Annotated in this window: 23 protein-coding genes and 1 tRNA gene; 9 read left to right on the forward strand and 15 right to left on the reverse strand. The window is 66.7% G+C overall.

Annotated features, from left to right (window positions below; all coding sequences use genetic code 11):
* Positions 1-127 precede the first annotated feature (127 nt).
* Positions 128-1,423 (forward strand): MFS transporter, encoded by a 1,296-nt coding sequence (locus ABD260_RS14760; protein ID WP_344234061.1) that lies wholly within the window; start codon positions 128-130, stop codon positions 1,421-1,423.
* A gap of 49 nt (positions 1,424-1,472) precedes the next feature.
* Positions 1,473-1,545, forward strand: a tRNA-Thr gene (locus ABD260_RS14765).
* Positions 1,546-1,799: 254 nt separating this feature from the next.
* On the opposite strand, the gene ABD260_RS14770 is transcribed toward ABD260_RS14765, so the two are convergent.
* Both ABD260_RS14770 and ABD260_RS14775 read right to left on the reverse strand, forming a co-directional pair.
* Positions 1,800-1,931, reverse strand: coding sequence for a hypothetical protein (locus ABD260_RS14770; protein ID WP_344234062.1), 132 nt, complete (start codon positions 1,929-1,931; stop codon positions 1,800-1,802).
* Positions 1,932-2,202: 271 nt separating this feature from the next.
* The gene (locus tag ABD260_RS14775) at positions 2,203-2,532 is read right to left on the reverse strand and encodes a hypothetical protein (protein WP_344234063.1); all 330 of its coding nucleotides are present in this window, start codon (positions 2,530-2,532) and stop codon (positions 2,203-2,205) included.
* A 358-nt stretch (positions 2,533-2,890) separates the two neighbouring features.
* On the opposite strand from ABD260_RS14775, the gene ABD260_RS14780 reads away from it, so the two are divergent.
* Complete coding sequence (locus tag ABD260_RS14780; RefSeq protein ID WP_344234064.1) at positions 2,891-3,208, forward strand: hypothetical protein; 318 nt, start codon at positions 2,891-2,893, stop codon at positions 3,206-3,208.
* Between the two features lie 225 nt (positions 3,209-3,433).
* Here the strand turns inward: ABD260_RS14780 and ABD260_RS14785 are convergent, their stop codons facing one another.
* Both ABD260_RS14785 and ABD260_RS14790 read right to left on the reverse strand, forming a co-directional pair.
* Positions 3,434-3,706 carry a hypothetical protein gene (locus tag ABD260_RS14785; RefSeq protein ID WP_344234065.1) on the reverse strand — a complete coding sequence of 91 codons (273 nt, stop codon included), beginning with the start codon at positions 3,704-3,706 and terminating at the stop codon, positions 3,434-3,436.
* Between the two features lie 549 nt (positions 3,707-4,255).
* Positions 4,256-5,056 (reverse strand): alpha/beta hydrolase, encoded by an 801-nt coding sequence (locus tag ABD260_RS14790; RefSeq protein ID WP_344234067.1) that lies wholly within the window; start codon positions 5,054-5,056, stop codon positions 4,256-4,258.
* Positions 5,057-5,539: 483 nt separating this feature from the next.
* Between ABD260_RS14790 and ABD260_RS14795 the strand changes: the two genes are divergently transcribed.
* Positions 5,540-5,944, forward strand: coding sequence for a hypothetical protein (locus tag ABD260_RS14795; RefSeq protein WP_344234068.1), 405 nt, complete (start codon positions 5,540-5,542; stop codon positions 5,942-5,944).
* A 198-nt stretch (positions 5,945-6,142) separates the two neighbouring features.
* Here ABD260_RS14795 and ABD260_RS14800 read toward each other — a convergent pair whose 3' ends face one another.
* Positions 6,143-6,565, reverse strand: a complete 423-nt coding sequence (locus ABD260_RS14800; RefSeq protein WP_344234069.1) for an aspartyl protease family protein — start codon at positions 6,563-6,565, stop codon at positions 6,143-6,145.
* Positions 6,566-7,104: 539 nt separating this feature from the next.
* Here ABD260_RS14800 and ABD260_RS14805 point away from each other — a divergent pair.
* From ABD260_RS14805 to ABD260_RS14815, 3 genes are all read left to right on the forward strand, one after another.
* Positions 7,105-7,521, forward strand: a complete 417-nt coding sequence (locus tag ABD260_RS14805) for an SRPBCC family protein (RefSeq protein ID WP_344234070.1) — start codon at positions 7,105-7,107, stop codon at positions 7,519-7,521.
* Between the two features lie 299 nt (positions 7,522-7,820).
* The gene (locus ABD260_RS14810) at positions 7,821-8,546 is read left to right on the forward strand and encodes a GAF and ANTAR domain-containing protein (RefSeq protein WP_344234071.1); all 726 of its coding nucleotides are present in this window, start codon (positions 7,821-7,823) and stop codon (positions 8,544-8,546) included.
* A 166-nt stretch (positions 8,547-8,712) separates the two neighbouring features.
* Entirely contained in the window at positions 8,713-9,402 is a 690-nt protein-coding gene (locus ABD260_RS14815) for a GAF and ANTAR domain-containing protein (protein WP_344234072.1), read from the forward strand.
* A gap of 143 nt (positions 9,403-9,545) precedes the next feature.
* On the opposite strand, the gene ABD260_RS14820 is transcribed toward ABD260_RS14815, so the two are convergent.
* The 4 genes from ABD260_RS14820 to ABD260_RS14835 form a co-directional block, all read right to left on the reverse strand.
* A complete protein-coding gene (locus tag ABD260_RS14820; RefSeq protein WP_344234073.1) occupies positions 9,546-9,839 on the reverse strand; it encodes a hypothetical protein in 294 nt (97 codons plus the stop codon).
* Positions 9,826-10,236, reverse strand: coding sequence for a J domain-containing protein (locus ABD260_RS14825; RefSeq protein WP_344234074.1), 411 nt, complete (start codon positions 10,234-10,236; stop codon positions 9,826-9,828). Before ABD260_RS14825 ends, ABD260_RS14820 begins: the two co-directional genes overlap by 14 nt.
* Complete coding sequence (locus tag ABD260_RS14830; RefSeq protein ID WP_344234075.1) at positions 10,233-10,709, reverse strand: Hsp20/alpha crystallin family protein; 477 nt, start codon at positions 10,707-10,709, stop codon at positions 10,233-10,235. Before ABD260_RS14830 ends, ABD260_RS14825 begins: the two co-directional genes overlap by 4 nt.
* Before the next feature lie 101 nt (positions 10,710-10,810).
* Positions 10,811-11,254 (reverse strand): Hsp20/alpha crystallin family protein, encoded by a 444-nt coding sequence (locus ABD260_RS14835; RefSeq protein ID WP_344234076.1) that lies wholly within the window; start codon positions 11,252-11,254, stop codon positions 10,811-10,813.
* 771 nt (positions 11,255-12,025) lie between these two features.
* Here ABD260_RS14835 and ABD260_RS14840 point away from each other — a divergent pair.
* Positions 12,026-12,373 (forward strand): MerR family transcriptional regulator, encoded by a 348-nt coding sequence (locus ABD260_RS14840; protein WP_344234077.1) that lies wholly within the window; start codon positions 12,026-12,028, stop codon positions 12,371-12,373.
* Positions 12,374-12,491: 118 nt separating this feature from the next.
* Positions 12,492-13,349 carry a GAF and ANTAR domain-containing protein gene (locus ABD260_RS14845; protein WP_344234078.1) on the forward strand — a complete coding sequence of 286 codons (858 nt, stop codon included), beginning with the start codon at positions 12,492-12,494 and terminating at the stop codon, positions 13,347-13,349.
* 74 nt (positions 13,350-13,423) lie between these two features.
* Here the strand turns inward: ABD260_RS14845 and ABD260_RS14850 are convergent, their stop codons facing one another.
* The 6 genes from ABD260_RS14850 to ABD260_RS14875 all read right to left on the reverse strand — a co-directional run bounded on the left by ABD260_RS14850 (position 13,424) and on the right by ABD260_RS14875 (position 18,949).
* Positions 13,424-13,651 carry an ANTAR domain-containing protein gene (locus tag ABD260_RS14850; RefSeq protein WP_344234202.1) on the reverse strand — a complete coding sequence of 76 codons (228 nt, stop codon included), beginning with the start codon at positions 13,649-13,651 and terminating at the stop codon, positions 13,424-13,426.
* A gap of 330 nt (positions 13,652-13,981) precedes the next feature.
* Positions 13,982-14,665 carry a GntR family transcriptional regulator gene (locus ABD260_RS14855; protein ID WP_344234079.1) on the reverse strand — a complete coding sequence of 228 codons (684 nt, stop codon included), beginning with the start codon at positions 14,663-14,665 and terminating at the stop codon, positions 13,982-13,984.
* 1 nt (position 14,666) lies between these two features.
* Entirely contained in the window at positions 14,667-15,719 is a 1,053-nt protein-coding gene (locus tag ABD260_RS14860) for an acetamidase/formamidase family protein (protein WP_344234080.1), read from the reverse strand.
* Positions 15,716-17,314 carry an amidohydrolase gene (locus tag ABD260_RS14865; protein WP_344234081.1) on the reverse strand — a complete coding sequence of 533 codons (1,599 nt, stop codon included), beginning with the start codon at positions 17,312-17,314 and terminating at the stop codon, positions 15,716-15,718. Before ABD260_RS14865 ends, ABD260_RS14860 begins: the two co-directional genes overlap by 4 nt.
* Entirely contained in the window at positions 17,307-18,143 is an 837-nt protein-coding gene (locus ABD260_RS14870) for a carbon-nitrogen hydrolase family protein (protein WP_344234082.1), read from the reverse strand. Before ABD260_RS14870 ends, ABD260_RS14865 begins: the two co-directional genes overlap by 8 nt.
* On the reverse strand, positions 18,140-18,949 hold the full coding sequence (locus tag ABD260_RS14875; RefSeq protein ID WP_344234083.1) for an ABC transporter ATP-binding protein: 810 nt from the start codon (positions 18,947-18,949) through the stop codon (positions 18,140-18,142). Before ABD260_RS14875 ends, ABD260_RS14870 begins: the two co-directional genes overlap by 4 nt.
* Positions 18,950-18,954: the final 5 nt, after the last annotated feature.

Raw genomic sequence — 18,954 nt, forward strand, 5'->3', positions numbered from 1 at the left:
CTTGGTTTTCCTCCTGAGTTGTGGTCTTACACCCCAGCGTCGATCGGGGCAGGCGGAAATCGACACCGTGCGGACGGGGATGGCGCGACGAGCTGTTTCGGATGCTACTCAGGAGTACAGTGCGCCCATGCAAACGCGGAGCCGGTGGTCGGCCATCGTCGGCTACTCCCTGGTCGGCGCGGCGACCCAGCTGGTCTGGCTCAACTTCGCCGGCGTCACGACAGTCGCCGCCACCCGGTACCACGTCTCCGAAAGCGCGATCGGCTGGCTCGCCCAGGTCTTCCCGCTGCTGTACGTCGTACTGGCCATCCCCTGCGGCCTGGCGCTGGACCGATGGTTCCGCCCCGCTCTCATCGCGGGCGCGGTCCTTACAGCTTTAGGCGCCACCATTCGCCTGGCCGGCGACTCGTACACCTGGCTGCTGGCCGGTCAGATCATCGCGTCGATCGCCCAGCCCTTGGTACTGAACGCCGTGACCGGCATCACCGGCCGGTACCTGACCGAAAAACACCGCCCCACCGGCATCGCCACCGGCACCGCCAGCATCTTCGCCGGCATGGTGATCGCCTTCCTGCTCTCCGCAATCTTCCCCACCGCGACCGCCCTCCCCACCATGCTGCTCGTCACCGCCATCTTCACCATCGCAGCCGCCGCGGTCCTAACCTTCGCCCTCCGCACCCCCGGCCCCTTCAGCCCCGCCCCCTCCGCCCCAGCGCCGGCCGCCGCTCCAGGCCCGTCGCCCGCATCCGCCGCTCCACGCCCGTCGCCTGCATCCGCCGCTCCGGGAACCGCGCCCATTGCCGCGACCACCCGTGGAAATCTGGCCGCCGCCTGGGGCGACCCGCTGATCCGCCGCCTCTGCGTACTGGCGATCTTCCCGTTCGGCGTCTTCGTTGCCATCAGCACCTTCGCCCAGGCCCTGCTGGAACCAGCCGGCGTCTCCGGCACGACCGCCAGCACCATCCTGCTGGTCAACGTGATCGCCGGCGTACTCGGCAGCGCCACCATCCCCATCTTCGTGGCCCGCCACCAAGCCGAATCCCGCCTCCTGATCACCAGCCTCGCCACCACCGCAGCCGCCTGCGCCCTCCTCGCCATCGCCCCCAGCGCCGCAACCGGCTACCTCTCCATCACCCTGATCGGCCTCCTACTCCTCCCAGCCCTCCCCATAGTCCTGGAACTCGTAGAACGCCAAACCGGCGAAGCCGAAGGCACCGCCGCCGGCCTGATCTGGATGTCCGGCAACCTAGGCGGCCTCCTGGTAGCCACCGCCGTAGGCCTCCTCGTCCACCACCCCACAACCGCCTTCCTAACCATGGCCGCCATCCCCCTTCTAGCCATCCCCGGCGCCCACACCCTCCGCCACCACCTCCCCACCAAACCCCCCACCCCCAACCCAGCCGCCACCCCCACCCCCGATTAAAATTGGCCTCACCCCCACCCCCATCCCCTAGTATGTTTCCCGCACACCCGCCGGTGTGGCGCAACTGGCAGCGCACCGCTCTTGTAAAGCGGGGGTTAGGGGTTCAAATCCCCTCACCGGCTCTCTGACCTGGCAATATGCCCCAGAAGCTATAAACTTCTGGGGCCGTGTCTGAGCGCCTCCTCTAGATGCTTGGCTGCTCTGGGGTTTCGGCGGCGCCTGCCGAAGTAGTCGTCGACCGTCGTCGAAGTGGGCGGGTCCGAGCCCGAGTAGTGCTGCTGCTTGGGTGAGATGGGCACCCGGGGCATGGATACCGGGCGTGAATGGCCGCGCTGTCACTCAGTGCGGGTACGCGCCTCATACCTGACCTCGTCGATCAGAGGTTGAACAGGTCTTTGAGGAACGCTGGGCCGGCTTCCCGGTGTGCCGGCAGAGCGTTCAGCTGATCGGACTCGATGTCCACGATCCTCCGGGCTTCGGTTGACTCCTCCAGAAGTTCGGTGATCACCCTTCGCGCACACATCATCGCTCCCTTCCGCGCAGTGCCGCTCGAAAGGCAGGACCGATGCTCCGGCTGAGGGTGTGATTGATCCGAGACCGATTACCATGCAGGGAAAGGCAGCGACGTAAGCCACGGCCATCGCCCTCCATTGGGAGCTCTCGCGCGTATGGCCAATCTCGAAATCATTAATTCTTGGTCGGCACAGATCCGCAGCCGTGCACACGCACCCCTTCAATCGCAAACCCAACTGATGTGCTCGCGTTTCCACGGTATTGGCCTAGCGGTCTTTGCGCTTCCGCGGACGGAACTCCGCGGTCCGATATTGAGCTGCAACGCTAGCGATGTACTCAGATTCGCTATCGCAATGCGGGGGTGGGCTTGTCATGGTCCAACGATCGAAGAAGCGGTCGATTGCTTCGTAGAGTCCGGCCTGGTCAACTGCCGGTTCCATGCCTGCGAGCTCAATACGGTCCCCGCGGGCAGTCAACCTGACTGCCCGCGCCTTGCCGTCGACGAGCCAGGCGATTTCATCCAAGAACGGGGCCTCCAGATCCCCAATGAGATCCTCGAAATTGTCGTATATATCGAGCCAGCCGTCGTCGTCCACCAGCAGGAATGGTGGAAATGGCCGCGTATCGTCTGACATTTCTTACTCCGGCTAGAGCCTGTGCCACCATCGAGTGCCACCGGGCTTCGATTGCCAGGGGCGATGCCGCTTCGTCCCACCCCGGCCTCTTCGGTGGTAGTGAATTCTAGTCCACCAGCTGTGTCCCGCCTTGTGCGGGAATGGGGGCCGTGGATGGCGAACCGTTTGACTCCGCCGAGATGGAAGTCTGTCGGCGAACGCCCGCCGGGTGCCGGCCTTCGGTGCGGTGGTGATCCAGGATCGCAACAATCTTTGCCTTGTTACGCGGCATCTTGAACCTTACAGTTCGGTTCAGTGATGCCGAGTAGAGGAGGGCGACATGCACAAGATCGCACTGGGTTGTGCGTTCGTGCTGGTAACAACTTTCCTGGGTAGCTCGCCGGCGGTGGCTGTGGCCCCGGCGAGTTCCGAGCCCACTTCGGTCGGCGCCGTACGCGCAAAGAAGTGCGGTGGACACTTCAAGCACTGGTACGGGGGCGACTTCCTGTTCACGAACTGCGTCAATCACGGCCAGTACGTGGAAGCGCTCAAGTCGGGTCCGCTCCACGGCACGGCGAGAGCCTGCGTGAAGGCACACACCACTCATAACTTCGGCGGCGGCTTCACCGGGGCCAACAAGGTTCTGCGGAACTGCTGAGAGGGGCTCAGCTCCGCAACTGAGTGCTGATTTGAAGTGCGGGCCATGGCAGCGATGGCGTGGGCGCACGGTCCTGATAGGTGCTCGCGTCGCCGACGGGGCGCGATTCCCTGACGGGGCGGCATGGACACCGTTCACCGGTGGCTCTGATCGCGGCCGGACAGGTCAGCCACGGTGAGCGGTTCGCTGTCGATGTGGTGTTCGAGCTGCACCAGCCGCCCCGCATCATTTGGAGCGTGACCAACCGAGCCTGCTGCGGGCCTGCGGCTCATCAATGCGGCACCGCATCTTGCCGGCAGCCAACCAAGCAAGCCGGTCGGTCTGACCGCAGCCGAAGCAGGCCGGTTCTGAGCCTGAGCAGTCATCGAGACAATGTGCCATACCGGTGTCCGGATCGAGGAACCGCTCAAGCTCACCCAGCTGCTGCGCCACTTCACCTCGGCCACGACCGGCACGCCGGTGCCGCTGTTGCATCATCACCCCGAGCAAGACCGACATGCCGATCACCTTCACACCGCACGACGTCCGCTGCCTGCCCGACACCGAGACGGTCTCGACTGGGCTGCCGCTGCACATCGCCACGACTCTTCTCGGGCATCTGAACCTCGACACCACGCGGCTACACCGCCGTCTGTCCCGAGGAATTGGGCCGATTGCGCCACCGGCGATGAGCTCGACCGTTTCTCTCGACTTGTACTTCATCCAGCTACGGGAAGCCGAATACCGGCTCGACGTGCCCTTGGTCACCAGGCCTTCGACACCAGCGGGGCGGGACACCTCCATCCACTCCAGCGCGTCGTCCAGGTCGGACGTGACTGGTGACAGCTGCTGCGGTGAGCGCAGGCCTCGGCCAGTCCTTCCAGCCGTTTGCGGCGGACCGTCCAGCGCATCATGCGTACGTCGTCAGGTGTCGGGGGACGGGTGCGATGCAGACGACGACGGCCCCCTTCGCGAGCAAGGCGGGCCGAGATGGTGCGCCCGATGCCACGCGAGCTATCGATGAGGACCGCGGCCTTGTTGGAAGGTCCATACAGAGTGAGCTCTTCCTCATCGAGGCGTTTGGTGGCCCTCGGCAGCTGTGGAACTGGGGGACCGCAATCGTCGGTCCGCTGTCTGCAAGTGCCGAGCAAAGAACCGGGCCGCGTCGTCGCCGGCGAACTGCGGGACGCCGGTGTGGCCGCCCAGGTTGGCCTGCAAGGTCTTCTCCTTCGAACCGAAAGCGTCGAACAGCTCCAAGGCGCGCTGCCGGTCGTTGCCTTCGTCGTCCCACTGCAGCAGCACGTGCAGAGGGATGGTGACCTGGCGTGCTTCCTCGAGAATGGTGCGGGGAATGTAACTGCCGGCAAAGAGGCCAGCGGCTGTGACGCGTGGCTCGACGATGGCAAGTCGGGTGCCGATCGCGATGACACCTCCGGAGTAGCCAACCGGCCCACCGAACTCCGGTAGCTCGAACAGGGCGTCCACGACGGCCCGCCACTCAGGGACGGCCTGGTCGGCCAACGGGAGAATGAAGGAATCGATGATTTCCTCAGTCGGCCGGGCGCCGGCCTTGATCGTCTGCTGCAGCGCAGCACGGCCCTGCTCGATAGGACCAGAGCCTGAACGGGCACCAGTACCGGGGAGCTCGATCGTGGCTGCGCCGAAGCCAAGGCCAATGGCCGCGCGAGCGCGGGCCACCAGCCGGGGGTACATCGGTCCCAGTCTCCCTGGGTGACCCAGCAAGATCAGCGGCGCGTGCTCGGGGGACGAGACTGACGCAGGCGTCCACAGGTATCCCGATACATCGGACAGGGCGAACTCGCGCTCGAGGACGGTGTCATCCAGGCGTCGTTCGGACAAAAACTGCATGGTCGTGCCTTTCGGAAGAGCTCTTGAACGGCGCTCCCGGACGACCTATCGCCCGACCGTGACTCCAGGAAGAAGCACCCATGTCGACTTGTTCATGGGGTACCACCTCCTCGATCACCTGCACGGTCCCCACAAGGCTAGCAGCCGACCAGGCCGCACCCCCAGTGATTTAGGCGCCGGGAAGTGACAGCCCGTCGTACAGCAGATGATCCGGTATCGGAGCGTTCGGCTCCGGCCACGCGCAACACGCAACACCGCAGCGGACCGGACACCCCCCACTCAATGGAATTCCTATTGACCCACTCGCGCCGGCCGGCTGGGTGTCGCGCTCGGCGATGATGCCGATTGCAATTCCGATCTGCCGGTATTCGCCAGTGCGGTCTGGAGAGCTTCTTCGTGCCGTCTCCTTGCAGAGCGTGGGCGGAGAATCGTTGGTGAGGAAGTCGGTCTGGATGTCCAGGTCTGGTCGGAGGAGGAACGCTGATGCCGAACATCGTCATCTTGTCGCCCGACGTGGATGGTTTGGACCTGGCCAAGGAGCGTTTTGAGGAAGCGGTCGTTGTGGGCTTCGGTGCGGAGGTGACGTCGCTAGTCCAGCGGGCGGGCCATGAATCGCCGGTGGATGTCGCTGCGCGCATCGATCGGTCCGGTGAGCCGGTGTTCCAGATCTGCCACTTCCGTACTCGTGACAGCATCTCCACCGATGGCAGCGCCGAGCAGGCGATCGAGGTCATGCTGTGGCTCCGATCAGTCCTTCCTGAGGAACCGGCCGGGCGCATCTGGGCAGTCGACGAGGCCTACAACGGGCATGTCGAGCTGACCCCTGGAATGACCGCGGACGACATCAGGTCGGGCTGGATCGACCACGCGGAGAATCCACCTGAATAGGCTCCGGCTGCGTTGATGCATCTGGTGATTGCCGCTACGACGTCCGCTTGGCCACGATCGATGGAGTTGTGCAGCGCAGGGACGCGTACCTCGATGTCCGCCGGGAGCATGCGCCCCGCGGGTTGGCCTTGGTCGTGGGGCAGCGCCTGACTATCTGCATTCGTGCTGCGCGAAGGCCCTCGATCCGCACGGACTGACTTACTCCAGCGATGGCGTCGAAGCCGAGGAGCTAGCACCTGTGTCCAGAGTCACGATACCTGACCCGTCGTCGTTCAAACTGCCGAGAGTGCAGGGGATGTGATCCCCGCCCAGCCACAACGGAAGACGGTGGCTCCCGGCAGGCTCCCGATGGAACGCGCGCTGCTGACTCGCGGTCTTCTGCCGCAGCACCAGTACCTTGCCCGCGTAGTCCATCGTGGTCAGGAAGCGTTGGACGAGCTCGGTACCGATCGCACCGGCCGGCCGCGTACCGTCCGGCAACGTCACCAGTGTCTGACCAGCCGGGTACGTGACACTCGTCGCGACCGCGCGGAGACCGAGACGTTGCGCGGTCTCAGTGGTCAACGAGAGCATGCCGCCACCGGTGTCGATCAGGAAGTTCTGCGGCGCTTTGCCGTTCATCGCGCCCTGCACGCCGGGCAGCGGGGTCGACGCAGAACATCGGTACGCGGGTCCGCGGTGGTCCGCTTACTCGGTACGGCGCTCGGAGGCCCGCGTACGGAGCGGCCAGCGCGGCGTCGGCCTGATCGCCGGTCCGCTTGAACCACTGGGCCGCCCGAGCGGCTTGGTCCTGCCGGATGAAGCATTCGGCGAGCTGACGGTGTGAGCACGTGTCGGCCGGCCGCTTCCGCCACCTGCCCGGTGTCGAGCCCCTCCCAGGCGACCAGCGAACTCTCGGTCCGCCGCCGGTAAAGAGGTTCTCGAAGACCTCCGGCCGTGGATCAGCCGGGACTTCCGGTTTTCGCGTACGACCTGTCTGTGGCGGTGCACTCCAGGCGATGGCACAACGAGCTTCTAGCCGTCGGCCGGTGTCGCAGTCCGCGATCCTGTGGAGAGGTTTGGTGGGGGCGTGCGAGGCTTCTGTCTGCGCAGAGTGTTACTTGTTGTGCGCCAACCGTTATCGCGTCAGGTTCTGGCGCGGCAGGCAGGAGGCATCAGGTATGGAGAGCATCACCGAGTCGGTCGACGTCCAGGCGCCGTTCGAGCTGGCTTATGCGAAGTGGCAGGACGTCAGCTCGTTTCCGCAGTACATGGACGGCGTTGACGACGTACGGGACTTCGACGGCGTGCACTCGCACTGGGTGACCTCGATCGGCGGGTTCGTCCGGGAGTTCGATGCGACGATCACCGAGCAGCGACCGGGGCAGCGCATCGCGTGGAGCTGCAGCCCCGGGTTGATGCTGGGCGGTTCCGTCAGCTTCGAGCCGCGGGGGGAGAGCAGCACCACGATCGCCGTGGAACTGAACCTCGATCCGCAAGGCGTGGTCGAGAACATCGCCGAAAAGACCGGAATCCTGCACCGCCTGGTCGTCGCGGACCTCTATCGCTTCAAAGCAGCCCTCGAGGACGAGGCGTAGGTACAACAGACAAGGGGGCGGCCCCGGCCAGGAGGGGTACGCATGGCCGGGGCTGCTCCTGTTCCGCCTGTTCGGTGCTGCCCTGCTGAACACCGAACGTTGCATATTCATCCGGTATCCAGATCGTCAATTCCTAATCGCATCCTCCGACCTCCAGGGGATGCCGGAATTGGCGCGTCGAAGGTCGGCGCCCGGCCGCGTACTGGAAAGCCGATCCGCGGCCCGGGCCGCCGGCCGTTGTATAGTGCTGCCCGGTGCATCGCTCCGAAAGCGTGGGTGACCCGCACTCCGTTGTTTGCGTGGAGCTGACGGTGCCACAGACCCCTTCAGTCGGCTCGGCTCAACTTTTTGCCGAGTTCGCGGTGCAGTTGCATGACGTACCGGGGATGGAAAAGAAAATCGAGAAGGTCGTGCGGTTCGCCCGGCAGGTGGCGGGCTGCACTTATGCGGGAGCCGTTCTGGCCGGGCCCGTGGTCGGCGCGGTCACCGATGCTGTCGTACAAAAACTGTGCGAATGGGAACTCGACGCGGACGCCGGCCCGCTGCTGGACGCATTGGCCGGTGGCCACACCGTGTACGTGCCTGATGTCGGTGCGGCGACGGACTGGCCGAAGTGGCGCACCGAGGCTGTCTCCTTCGACCTCGGCAGTGTGTTGCACGTTCCAATGGTCGCGCGTGCACAGGTTCAGGGTGTGCTGTCGCTGTACCACCTCGAGCCCGCAGGGTTGAGCGATACCGAGGCCCAGCAGAGCGCCCACATCCTGGCCCGGTACGCCGCGGTTGCCATTGCCAGCAGCCGCCGGTTGGAGGAACTGGACCGAGTGGTCGACGCCCGGAAGCTGATCGGGCAGGCGATGGGTATCCTGATGGAACGCTTCGCCATCGATGCGGATGCGGCCTTCGCGATCCTGCGGCGCCACTCGAAGGGAACTGGCACCACGATGAGCCAGGTCGCCCAGCAAGTCATCGTCACGCGCCACGTACCGTCGGCGACCGCTCGGCAATCGGCAGCTGACCCCGCTTGAACGCGACTCGCTTGCGCGGGGCAGCCCACCGTTACAGTGCGTACGCTCACTGGCCGAAAAGACTGATTGTTCTCCTCGGATCGACCGCCAGTCACGGCTTCGGGCAATTCCCGGTGCATGATGGAAGGACACCGGCTCCCGCCGGCATTCACGGAGGAGGGGGCCGATGGTTGAGTCTGCCGCTACGGCGATCACAGAGATCGCGCTCGAGCTGCACAAACAGCCGGACACCGATCGCACCGTCCAGGCGGTGGCGGAGTTTGCGACGGCGCTGGTGGGCGCTGACCACGCCGGGGTCATGCTGGTGCATGGCCGGAAGCGGGTCGAGATCGCTGCCACCACCGGACCGGTTGTCGACCGCGCCGACCAGTTGCAGCTGGAACTCGACGAGGGACCGTGCTTGTCCGCGATCGAGGCCGGGGCGACCTTCGTGATCACCGACACCCGGTCAGAGCCGCGCTGGCCCCGCTGGTGCCACGAAGTCAACCAGCTCGGGATCGGAAGCGTGCTGAGCATCAGACTGGCCACCGACGAGTCCAAAGTCGGCGCGCTGAACCTCTACGCCGACACCGTCGACCGTTTCGGTGACCCCGACGACATCGTCGTGGGACAGATCCTGGCACAACACGCGTCGATCGCGCTGGACTCCGCCCGGAAGCTCGACAACCTGCATGAAGCCGTCGATGGTCGCACCGTCATCGGCCAAGCCCAGGGCATCCTGATGGAACGCTTCGATCTGCACCCCGATCAAGCCTTCGCGGTCCTGCGGCGGTACTCACAGCAGACCAACACCAGACTCGGCGAAATCGCGCGGAAGCTGGTTGCCACTCGCGAACTGCCCAACTGGGGCCAGTAACGTCCTCGGCGCCCACGGGAGACGAGACCTGGAGTTGGAAACCGGGAGCCTGGGTACAGGATCCTCAGTCGTGGTCTCCGGTTGAGCCAGCCCCCTGGCTCCCGGAGGCCGCGGTTCCACAGTCCGATCGCTGGTTTGGGTGCCTATCCGGCGGCCAGTGCGGGGGTGCGGGTTGAGTTGCGCGCCGCCGTCGGGGAGGCCTCCAGGGGGTCGGTGGCGTGGGCTTCCTTGCGGTAGCGGTAGGAGTTGTGTTCGGCGGTGGTGCCGTCGGGGTTGGTGATGATGTGGTCGACGCCGTACCACTGTGCGACGGTGGCGCCCTGGGTGACTTGGCGGTCCCGGCCGCCGCCGGCGGCGAAGGGTTCCGGGCTGTTGCGCCAGCGGGTCTTCCAGATGCCGTTGTCGCAGTAGGTCTCGATGTCGTCAACGGGGGGCATCGTGTTTTCCTCCTGGTCGTGGCGGTTCCCAGTGCACGGGGCCGACCCGGATCGCCGGACCGAGCCGGACCGGTGCGGCATCGGACGCGACAGCCGCGGAGCTCCGAGGGCGCGCAGCAGGCACGCCGGCTGAGGGCGTGCCGGCTGAGGGCGCGCTGGGGGCGGCTGTCTGGGTCTGGTTGTAGGCGGCGCGGCGGACCGGGTCGCGCAGGGTGGCGTAGGCGTTGAGGAGTTCCTGCAGGCGCTGGTCGGCGCCATCCGCGTTGTCCGAATTCGGTGTGCGGGTGTCGGGGTGGAGCCCGCGGACGAGTCCGCGGAAGGCGTGGTCGAGGTCGTCGTCGGAGGCCTCGATGCTGACGCCGAGGATTGCGTACGGGTCGAGTGGCGGTGCGGTCATGGCAGGTACCCGTCGGTGGTGTCGGCGTCGACGATGTAGACGGTGGGGCACGGGCGAGGCTTGCGGGCGTGGATGGTGAGTACGCCGTCGGTCAGGGTTGCTGTGATCTTGTCGCCGCGCACCGGTCCGGGGAGGTTGATGGCGTAGTGGACCGGCCCGGTACGCCGGCCGCACTGTCGCAGCGTCCCGGCGTGTACTCGGGTCGGGATCTGGGCGTGTACGACGAGCTGCTGGCCGTTGCACTGCACTGTGACCTGGTGCGTGGCCGCGCCGGGCAGGTCGAGCTCGATGACGAATTCGCCGGCAGTTTCCTCGACGTCGACGGGTGGGGCCGGTTCGCCGCCGGTCGAGGGCGCGGCGGTGAGGTGGTGCAGGCCGCGGCTGGTTCGGTGGTGGATGTCGTCGAGGTGCGCGAACGGCTCGGCCGGCAGCCATCGCACGGCCGGTGACTGCCGGCCGGTGCCGAGGTTCATATCGCTCACCTTCTCCGTCTGTGTCCTCGACAACTTGTCTTACTTCACCGGGACGGTTGCGCGGCGTACGTCACCCGGGACTGGGCGTGGTTCGTCCAGGGTCAGGCGTCGATCTGCTTTCGATCGGTACTGTCCGCGCTGATGGCGATCTTGCGCGGCTTGGCCTTCTCGGCGATCGGGATCTTCAGGGTCAGCACGCCGGCCTCGTACCCGGCCTCGATCCGGTCGGCGTCCAGGGTGTCGCCCAGGAACAACTGCCGGGAGAACACCCCGAGCGGGCGCTCCGAGACCTGCATCTCGGCACCCTCGCCGAGCTCCACCGGTCGGCGCTCGGCCTTGACCGTCAGCACGTTGCGCTCGATGTCCAGATCGATCGCCTCCGGCGAGATCCCGGGCAGATCGAACGAGACGACGTACCGGTCGCCGTCGCGGTAGGCGTCCATCGGCATCGGGGTCGGGCGCGACCAGGTGCCCGGCGCCTGGCTTCCGAAGAACTGCTGGGCGAATCGGTCCAGCTCCCGGAACGGGTCAGTGCGCATCAACATCGTCCTCCACCTCCTGCTGTCCAGCTGTGGTGTCAACACGCACTTCCCTTATAACATGTCATCGAAATGATGACAAGCAGGAGATGTCAGCGAATCGCTGACACGAACCACCCCTTGGCCGGTTGGTGCGGCCCGGCCTGAAGCTGTCTCGGGGCTTGCTCAATATCTATGGTGGCGGGATTAGACATTCGATGATGGGTTGTGTAGTGTCCTTCGTGTTGACAGAGTAGAGAAGCGAAGCTGAGGTGGACAGCTACTGATCTGTCCCAAGTTGTGAAGTGTCAGAACGGCGGACTCCGCCGGGCCGATCAGTGGACGGGCCCGGGTTTCACGCCAGGATCCGCGTCGGCCGGAGCCGGTGGTTGAGAAGGGTTCCGGCAGAGCGGATGAAGTAGTGGTTGGCAGTTCGAAGTTGTAGTCAGCAGTTCGAGGTAGTTGTAGTTCGTAGTAGGTAGTTGTAGTCAGCAAGTAGGTAGTAGCAGTTCGTAGTATCTGTAGGTGTAGTTGGTAAGTGTTGTTCGAGAGAGAAGGGTGAGGATTTACGCCGTCGGATCGCCCGCCAGTGCCAGTACGTCGCCGGGCGGGTGCCGTGGTTCCATCAGAGAGAAGGTGGTCTTCGGTTACGCATTCAGCGATCCCCGCAGTGTCAGCTTCCAAGTGGCGTGCTGCGGACAGAAAAGGCCGGCCCAACAGCCGGTAGATGGTGAACAATCCCAAATCCCTACAGGGCCCCGGTGCTACGGCACCGGGGCCCATCGGCATGGAGGCCCGATGACCCCAGACCTGCACACGGAGACACCGATGAGTTCAAAACCTGTACCTGGCCCAGCGAATTTCGACGATGACGACTACCCGGCCTTCACGATGGGACGGGCCGCCGAGATGCTGGGGACCACTCCGGGTTTCCTGCGGAGTCTGGACGAGGCCAAGCTGATCACTCCGCAACGGTCCGAGGGCGGCCATCGCCGCTATTCCCGGTACCAACTGCGCCTGGCTGCCCGCGCCCGCGAACTCGTCGATCAGGGCACCGCGCTCGAGGCCGCCTGCCGGATCATCATCTTGGAAGACCAGCTCGACGAAGCCCTGCGTATCAACGAGCAACTGCGAAACAAGGACTGACACCGAGGAGACGCGGACCCCGGCAACGGCCGGTTCTGGGTGGGTTCTCGGGCTTTGCCGGAGGGTGTGTAGGTGCGACTGGGTTGCACGTGAGGTTTTGGCCGCGTCTACTCCGGCTGTGAAGCGTGTGGAGGCGACCGGTCGGGAGCAAGGACGCCTTCAAGAGTTAGCCACCAGTGCCACGGTCGAGGTGCCGGCCCGGTTCGTCGAGGTGTGCGTAGGGCGCGGCCGGGTGGATGATGGACTCGTTCGGTGCCGAGCGGGAGGGGTGCGTGTGTCCGGGGAGTCCATCGCGGAGGCCTTCGCTCGGCTGGCTGTCGAACTGCACGATGTCGATGGTTTGGAGGAGACCGTCGAAGCGGTCGTGGAGTTCGCCTGCCAGGCGGTGGAGTGTGACGCAGCCGCGGCTGCCCTGATCGGTGCCGACGGCGATGCCGAAGTACTCGCGATGACCGATCCGAAGCTTTCCGACCTGTTCCGGCTGCAGCTCGAGAGCGGGGAAGGTCCGGTGCTGACCGCGGTCCGGACCGGCGCGGTGGTGTCGATTCCGCAGGTGGAAGCCGAGACGCGCTGGTCTCCGGTCTGGAGGAAGCAGATCGCGGCCCTTGGAATTCAGAGCGCATTGCATTTGCCGTTGCTCGTCAGCGGGCGGCACGGCGCGGTGCTGAGCCTTTACCGCGAGGAACCGGGCGGATTCGACGAGGCTGACGTCGCTGTAGCGCACATCCTCGCCCGCCACGCCACGGTAGCAATCGGTACCGCTCTGAGGGATGAAAATCTGTCCCGGGCGGTCGACGCGCGCAAGCTCGTCGGGCAGGCGATGGGCATTCTGATGGAGCGGTACGGTCTCGACGGCGATCGCGCGTTCGAGGTGCTCAAGCGGTATTCCCAGAACAACAACCGGAAGCTGCGAGACGTCGCCCAGGAGCTGATCGACACCCGCAGGCTGCCGGGCTCACGTGGGCTCGATAATTGACTGTCTCCGGCAGCAGAACGCGGTCGCCGGGACCGCGATCGCGATGACCTCGGCCATGGCCGCAGTTCAGGGACTCAGGAATCCCGGAAGTCGATGGGACGGTCGACCACCTGCTCCGCGATCTCGCTCAAGGTCGGGTCCTGGGCGAACGCGTGGGCGCGCAGCATCGCGAGTGCGTCCTCCATCGAAGCGCCCAGCTGGATGGCCAGCATGCCGGTCGCTTGGTACACCGCGGAGTGATCGGCGAATGGGCGGTTCGAACCGTCGTGCGTCGCGATGGCGGACCGGGAAATTCTGGCCAGAGCTGGGAAGTGGTGTCGCTCAGGTCAGCGATCACGGGCGCGCCGCTACGGTATGCCTCCTGGCCGGGCCCCTCGCCGAGCACGTCCTGCAGGCTTTCCAGCTCCGCGGCGACGAGCTTCCCGAGTCGCCTCAAGACCGCCGCGCGATCCACCGCCTACCGCCTCTTTGCTGGCTGAGCACCATCGCCATCGCCCCGCCGGTGCCCGCCTGGGAAAGCGTTACACCTGCAGGCACGGCACGCCGAACGCTCCGAGCGAAGCGAGCTGGGAGCGCACGCGGCATGAAGGAGGCAGGTGGCGAGGTTCGCACCGTCGGGCCGCGCCTGCCGTCTAGTGTGGGTGGACGGCTCCGGTGCGGGGTTCGATCCAGGCTTTGATTCGGGCCCAGGAGTTGCGCCAGTTCGTGAGGGCCGCCTCGCGGGCGGCTTCGGGTTGGCGGTTTTCGAGGGCGGCGAGGATACAGACGTGTTCCTCGTACGCTTCCTTGCGGATCTGCTCGTCACGGAACGCGGCCCGCTCGATGCGGCGCAGTTCGAGTTTGAGTTGTTCGAGGTAGCCGGTCAGCACGGGGTTGCCGGCGGCCAGGTAGTACACGTCGTGGAACTGCTCGTCGAGTTCCTGCGCGCGGGCGACATCCCGCTGGCCGGCCATCTCGTCGACCATCGCGCGCAGGGCGGCCAGCTCCGGCTCGCCGAGCGTGGTCGCCGCGATCTCGGCAGCGTGCGCGTCCAGCACGCCGCCGAGATCATAGAGGTGTACGGCGCGGTCGAACTGGAGGTCGGCGACCCGCGTACTGCGGCCGCGGGCGATCTCCACCAGACCCTCCTGGGACAGCCGGATCAGCGCCTCGCGGACCGGCGTACGGCTCACGCCGAGCATCTCCGCGACGTCGGTGTCCCGGACGTTCTCGCCCGGTTCGAGCGGGCCGTCGACGATCCAGCTCTTCAGCCGCTCGTACGCGATGTCCTGGGCGTTCACCCGGATGGGCAGCTTGTCGCCGCCTGGCAACGGCATCTCAGCCCGCCCCTTCGTCAGTCTTCTCCGGATCAGGTACGACGGAGCGCGCGATGTTCACATGCACGGCGGTCCAGCCACCGGCGACGCATTGGTTGACCTGTACCCGTGCGGTGGCGCCGAGCAGTTCGTACGCCTCGACCCTGGTCAGTCTATGGCCCCGGTGCAGCCGCTCGATCAGGTCCGTGAACGCGTGCCGCAGGTTGCGTTCGAGTGGTGCGCCGAACTCGCACCCGATCGAGCCGAGCGTGGTCGCGGTGTCGAGTCGCGGGGTGACAGGTTCGTCGCCGCCCTTCACGACATCGACGGTGATGTGTACGTCGCCGTTCGTCTCCAGCGCCGTACCGGTGACTTCGGCGTCGCCCATCGCGGCGTGGACGTCGCCGAGGAACAGCAGCGCCCCGGGCACGTTGACCGGCAGGAGAACTGTCGCGCCGGTCGTGATGCTGGGGCAGTCGACGTTGCCGCCGTGCAATGGCCCGAACTCCAGCGAACTCGCGCCGCCGGTCGCGGACGCGGTCCCGATGGAGCCGATCATCGGGCGTACCGGGAGCCGCAGGTCACCCGCTCCGGCCGGAAAGGTCACCGTGTCGCCGTCGAGCGCGCAGATCCGGGTGTCCGGCAGGCCGTCGTCGAGCGGGTTCCAGTGCCCACCGCAGACGCCCTTCGAGTCGCCCGTCACCAGCGTGGTGGCGTACGGCGCGAACGTGCCGAGGTCGATGTGATCGATGTGTACGACGAGCCGGTCGCCGGGCTCGGCGCTCTCGACGTAAATCGGGCCCGTGACCGGGTTGTACTGCCCGATGAGGTCGAGCAGCTCGGACTCATGGCCGAAGACCTGCTCGCTCGAGGACACCTTGTTGGAGAAACAGTCGTACGTCTCCACCACGAGCGAGCTACCGGGCGGCACCCGAACCACCGGCGTCGCCGCTCGATCGAAGGCGAATCCGTGCGCGCCCCGCGGCACCCGGACAACGGCCGGCCCGCCAACGCCCCCAACCGCCCCAGCGCCACGATCCGCCCCGATGCCACTAGCCGCCCCGACGGTTGTCATCGGGCACCCTCCTCGAACACGACCCGGCCCGCCGACATCGTCAGCACCGGTCGGGCTTCGGCGATCCGGTCCGGTGGAAGCCGCCCCGGATCGTCGCCCAGAGCAACCAGATCCGCCTCGTACCCGGCGGCGACCTTCCCCCGCCGGCCACCCGCCCCGGCAGCGATCGCGCCGGCCGTGGTCGCACACGCCAACGCCTCCGTGACCGTGATGCACTGCTCTGGCTGCAAGCCCTCCCTGGTCACCGCGAGTTGTACGGCGACCAGCGGGTCGGTGTCGCGCTGGTCGACCCGAAGGCCCAGCCGCCGGTCCGAGCCGATCGTCACGACCACACCCGCATCCAGCAGCGAACGATAAGGACTGAGCATGCGCTGAAACTCGGCGCCGCCACGAGCCGCCAGACGTGGGCCCTGGGCAACGATCTCCCACGGCTGCACCTCGACGGCAACTCCAAGCGCAGCCAGCCGTACGACGTCCTCGCGGCGGACCCGGCGGGCGTGAATCACCCGGTGCGGCGGCACTGCGGCACCGGCCCGGGACGGCAGCCCGGACAGGATGTCGAGTGCCTCCGCGACGCCCAGATCGCCCATTGCATGGATCGACAGCGCGGCACCGCACGCGTCCGCACGCTTCCCGAGCCGGCCGGCCACCTCAGCCCCCGGGTACCTGAACGAGTCGATCCGCGGGCCGCCCGGCTCGGAGTACCACCCGTTGTCGAGCGACATCTTGAAGCCCGCGAACGTGATGAGCGGAGACGAAACCTGCACCTCGGCGAACTCGTCGACCCGCCAGATCGACGGCCGGAAGCTGTACCGCAACGGCAAGTCGCCGGCGAGTGAGTCGATCAGCCCGGCATCGGTGAACGAGCGTTCCAGATGGATCGGCGTCCGGTGGTCCTCCACCGGGTACGTCGCGATGTCGTGCACCTCGGTGATGCCCCGCGCGGACAGATCGGCGAGCAGATCGCGCAGTTCCGCGAGGCGCCGGGCCCGGTTCGGTGGCGGCACGACGCCCGCGGCAAGCCGGCTCCAGATCGCCGTTCCGCGCAGTACGCCGGTCGGCGTACCGTCGTCGTACCGCTCGATCCGGCCGCCGGCGGGATCGGGGGTGTCGGCGTCGATCCGCGCCCGTTCCAGCGCGAGGCTGTTGAGGATCGCGATGCTGTGGTCGAGGCTGCGCAGGAACAGCGGCCGGCCGGAAGTCGCCCGATCGAGCTCGGCCAGGCCCGGCAGCTCGCGTTCCGGCAGCGTGCCGGAGAGCCAGTCGCCGCCGGTGACCCAATCGCCCGGCGTCACCCGGGCGGCGACCGTACGGAGGCTGTCGAGTGCCTCGTCGTGTGTCGTCGTCTCAGACCAGTTGACCGTCCACCGATCCTCGGCGCTCCAGCCGAGATGCGTATGACTGTCGACGAACCCCGGCAACAGGACCGCGCCGTCCAGCTCGATGATGCGATCGGCCGCGGGCTCCGGTTCGCCGGGACGGCCGACGGCGGCGATCGATCCGCCGGACACGGCCATCCAGGTCGGCTCGCCGGTCCCTTCGGGAGCCCACGGACCTGCGGGGATTCTTGCCTCACGCAACAAGATGTCAGCCATCGAGCTCCTCGATCCGGGCGGGGTGGGCGTACACGTCGGGCCGGGCGTGCTGGGGCGAGCGGAGTTCTAGCCGCCGCGCCTGGACCAGCGCCGGATCGACGTCGACGGTCAGTACGGCGGGCTCGTCGCCGGCGCGCGCGACCACATTGCCCCACGGATCGACGACCAGGCTGTGCCCGTACGCCGCGAACCCGGTCGGATCGGTGCCGATCTGCGCCGGAGCCACCACGTAGCAGAGATTCTCGATCGCCCGCGCGCGCAACAGAACCTCCCAGTGCGCGGGCCCCGTGTACGCAGAGAAGTTGGCCGGCACACTCAGCACGGTCGCACCGGCGTCCGCCAGGTTCCGGTAGAGCTCGGGAAAGCGCAGGTCGTAGCACACGCTCAGCCCGATGGTGAGCTCACCAGCCCGGAGCGCCACCGTCCGGTCGCCAGGTCTGGTGAACGCGGCCTCGTCGTCCGCGGGTTCACCCGAGCGGTCGAGCCGGAACAGATGCACCTTCCGGTACCGGGCCGCGATCTGCCCGGTCCGGTCGAAGACCAGACAACTGTTGTCCGCGTGCTCGGGGTCGACGCCCGGCGTCCACACGCCGCCGAGGACGACGTTCAGCTCCAGCTCCCGCGCCAGCTCGGACATCCGGCCCAGCACGGGCCCATCCTCGGCTTCGACGTGCACCGGATCATACGGTCCTCGGTAGATGCTTGCCTCGGGCAAGAAAGCGAAGGCGCTGCCGTTCTCGGCCGCCGTACGCAAGGACTTCTCGATCGTCGCCAGATTGGCGTTGCGATCCGCGGAAGAGCCCAGTTGCACCACGCTGACGCGGGTCATGACGGCACCGCCTCGGGCCGCGGCGCCAGGGCGTACGGGATGCACAACGGGCTGCCGGTCCGGGGATCGGCGATCACGTCGGATTCGATGCCGAACACGTCCCGGACCATGGTCTGCGTCAGTACCTCGGCCGGGCGGCCGTTCGCGTACACGCTGCCGCCGCGGATCGCGACCATCCGGTCCGAGTACGCCGCCGCCTGATTCAGGTCGTGCAGCACCATCAGGATGGTCGTACCGTGCTCGTGGTTCAGGCGCCGCAGCAACTCCATCAGCTCGAGCTGGTACGCGACGTCCAGGAACGTCGTGGGCTCGTCGAGCAGGATGATCTTGGTGTCCTGCGCGAGCGCCATCGCGATCCAGGCCCGCTGCCGCTGTCCGCCGGACAAGCGTTCCAGCGGCCGGTGCGCGAGGTCGGTCATGCCGGTCTGTTCGAGTGCCCAGGCCACGGTCCGGCGGTCCTCGTCGGACTTGATGCCGAGGAACTGCCGGTGCGGGTAGCGGCCGTGCTCGACGAGGTCCGTGACGGTCATGCCTTCCGGCGCCGTCGGCCCCTGGGGCAGGATCGCGAGTTGCTGCGCCAGCGTGCGGGACGGGATGGTGGCGATCTCCTTGCCGTCCAGCAGCACGCGGCCGGAGCGCTGGTCGAGCAACCGGCCGATGCAGCGAAGCAGCGTGCTCTTCCCGCAGCCGTTCCGCCCGACCAGGCTCGTGACCGCCCCGTCCGCGATCTCGAGGGACAGGTCCGGGATCACGACCAGCGGGCCGTAGCTGAGCCGCAGGTTCTCGGTGCTGAGGCGGCTGGTCATGAGGC

Source organism: Kribbella hippodromi, from assembly GCF_039531045.1.
Lineage (GTDB): Bacteria > Actinomycetota > Actinomycetes > Propionibacteriales > Kribbellaceae > Kribbella > Kribbella hippodromi.

Coding starts and splice junctions, on each gene's coding strand:
- ABD260_RS14830 (WP_344234075.1), bottom strand. CDS start 10,709: ATGAACCTCGGCACCGGCCGGCAGTCACCGGCCGTGCGATGGCTGCCG.
- ABD260_RS14840 (WP_344234077.1), top strand. CDS start 12,026: ATGACCCCAGACCTGCACACGGAGACACCGATGAGTTCAAAACCTGTA.
- ABD260_RS14805 (WP_344234070.1), top strand. CDS start 7,105: ATGGAGAGCATCACCGAGTCGGTCGACGTCCAGGCGCCGTTCGAGCTG.
- ABD260_RS14865 (WP_344234081.1), bottom strand. CDS start 17,314: ATGGCTGACATCTTGTTGCGTGAGGCAAGAATCCCCGCAGGTCCGTGG.
- ABD260_RS14780 (WP_344234064.1), top strand. CDS start 2,891: ATGCACAAGATCGCACTGGGTTGTGCGTTCGTGCTGGTAACAACTTTC.
- ABD260_RS14870 (WP_344234082.1), bottom strand. CDS start 18,143: ATGACCCGCGTCAGCGTGGTGCAACTGGGCTCTTCCGCGGATCGCAAC.
- ABD260_RS14800 (WP_344234069.1), bottom strand. CDS start 6,565: ATGAACGGCAAAGCGCCGCAGAACTTCCTGATCGACACCGGTGGCGGC.
- ABD260_RS14860 (WP_344234080.1), bottom strand. CDS start 15,719: ATGACAACCGTCGGGGCGGCTAGTGGCATCGGGGCGGATCGTGGCGCT.
- ABD260_RS14835 (WP_344234076.1), bottom strand. CDS start 11,254: ATGTTGATGCGCACTGACCCGTTCCGGGAGCTGGACCGATTCGCCCAG.
- ABD260_RS14825 (WP_344234074.1), bottom strand. CDS start 10,236: ATGACCGCACCGCCACTCGACCCGTACGCAATCCTCGGCGTCAGCATC.
- ABD260_RS14820 (WP_344234073.1), bottom strand. CDS start 9,839: ATGCCCCCCGTTGACGACATCGAGACCTACTGCGACAACGGCATCTGG.
- ABD260_RS14875 (WP_344234083.1), bottom strand. CDS start 18,949: ATGACCAGCCGCCTCAGCACCGAGAACCTGCGGCTCAGCTACGGCCCG.
- ABD260_RS14790 (WP_344234067.1), bottom strand. CDS start 5,056: ATGCAGTTTTTGTCCGAACGACGCCTGGATGACACCGTCCTCGAGCGC.
- ABD260_RS14855 (WP_344234079.1), bottom strand. CDS start 14,665: ATGCCGTTGCCAGGCGGCGACAAGCTGCCCATCCGGGTGAACGCCCAG.
- ABD260_RS14760 (WP_344234061.1), top strand. CDS start 128: ATGCAAACGCGGAGCCGGTGGTCGGCCATCGTCGGCTACTCCCTGGTC.
- ABD260_RS14795 (WP_344234068.1), top strand. CDS start 5,540: ATGCCGAACATCGTCATCTTGTCGCCCGACGTGGATGGTTTGGACCTG.
- ABD260_RS14815 (WP_344234072.1), top strand. CDS start 8,713: ATGGTTGAGTCTGCCGCTACGGCGATCACAGAGATCGCGCTCGAGCTG.
- ABD260_RS14785 (WP_344234065.1), bottom strand. CDS start 3,706: ATGTCGGTCTTGCTCGGGGTGATGATGCAACAGCGGCACCGGCGTGCC.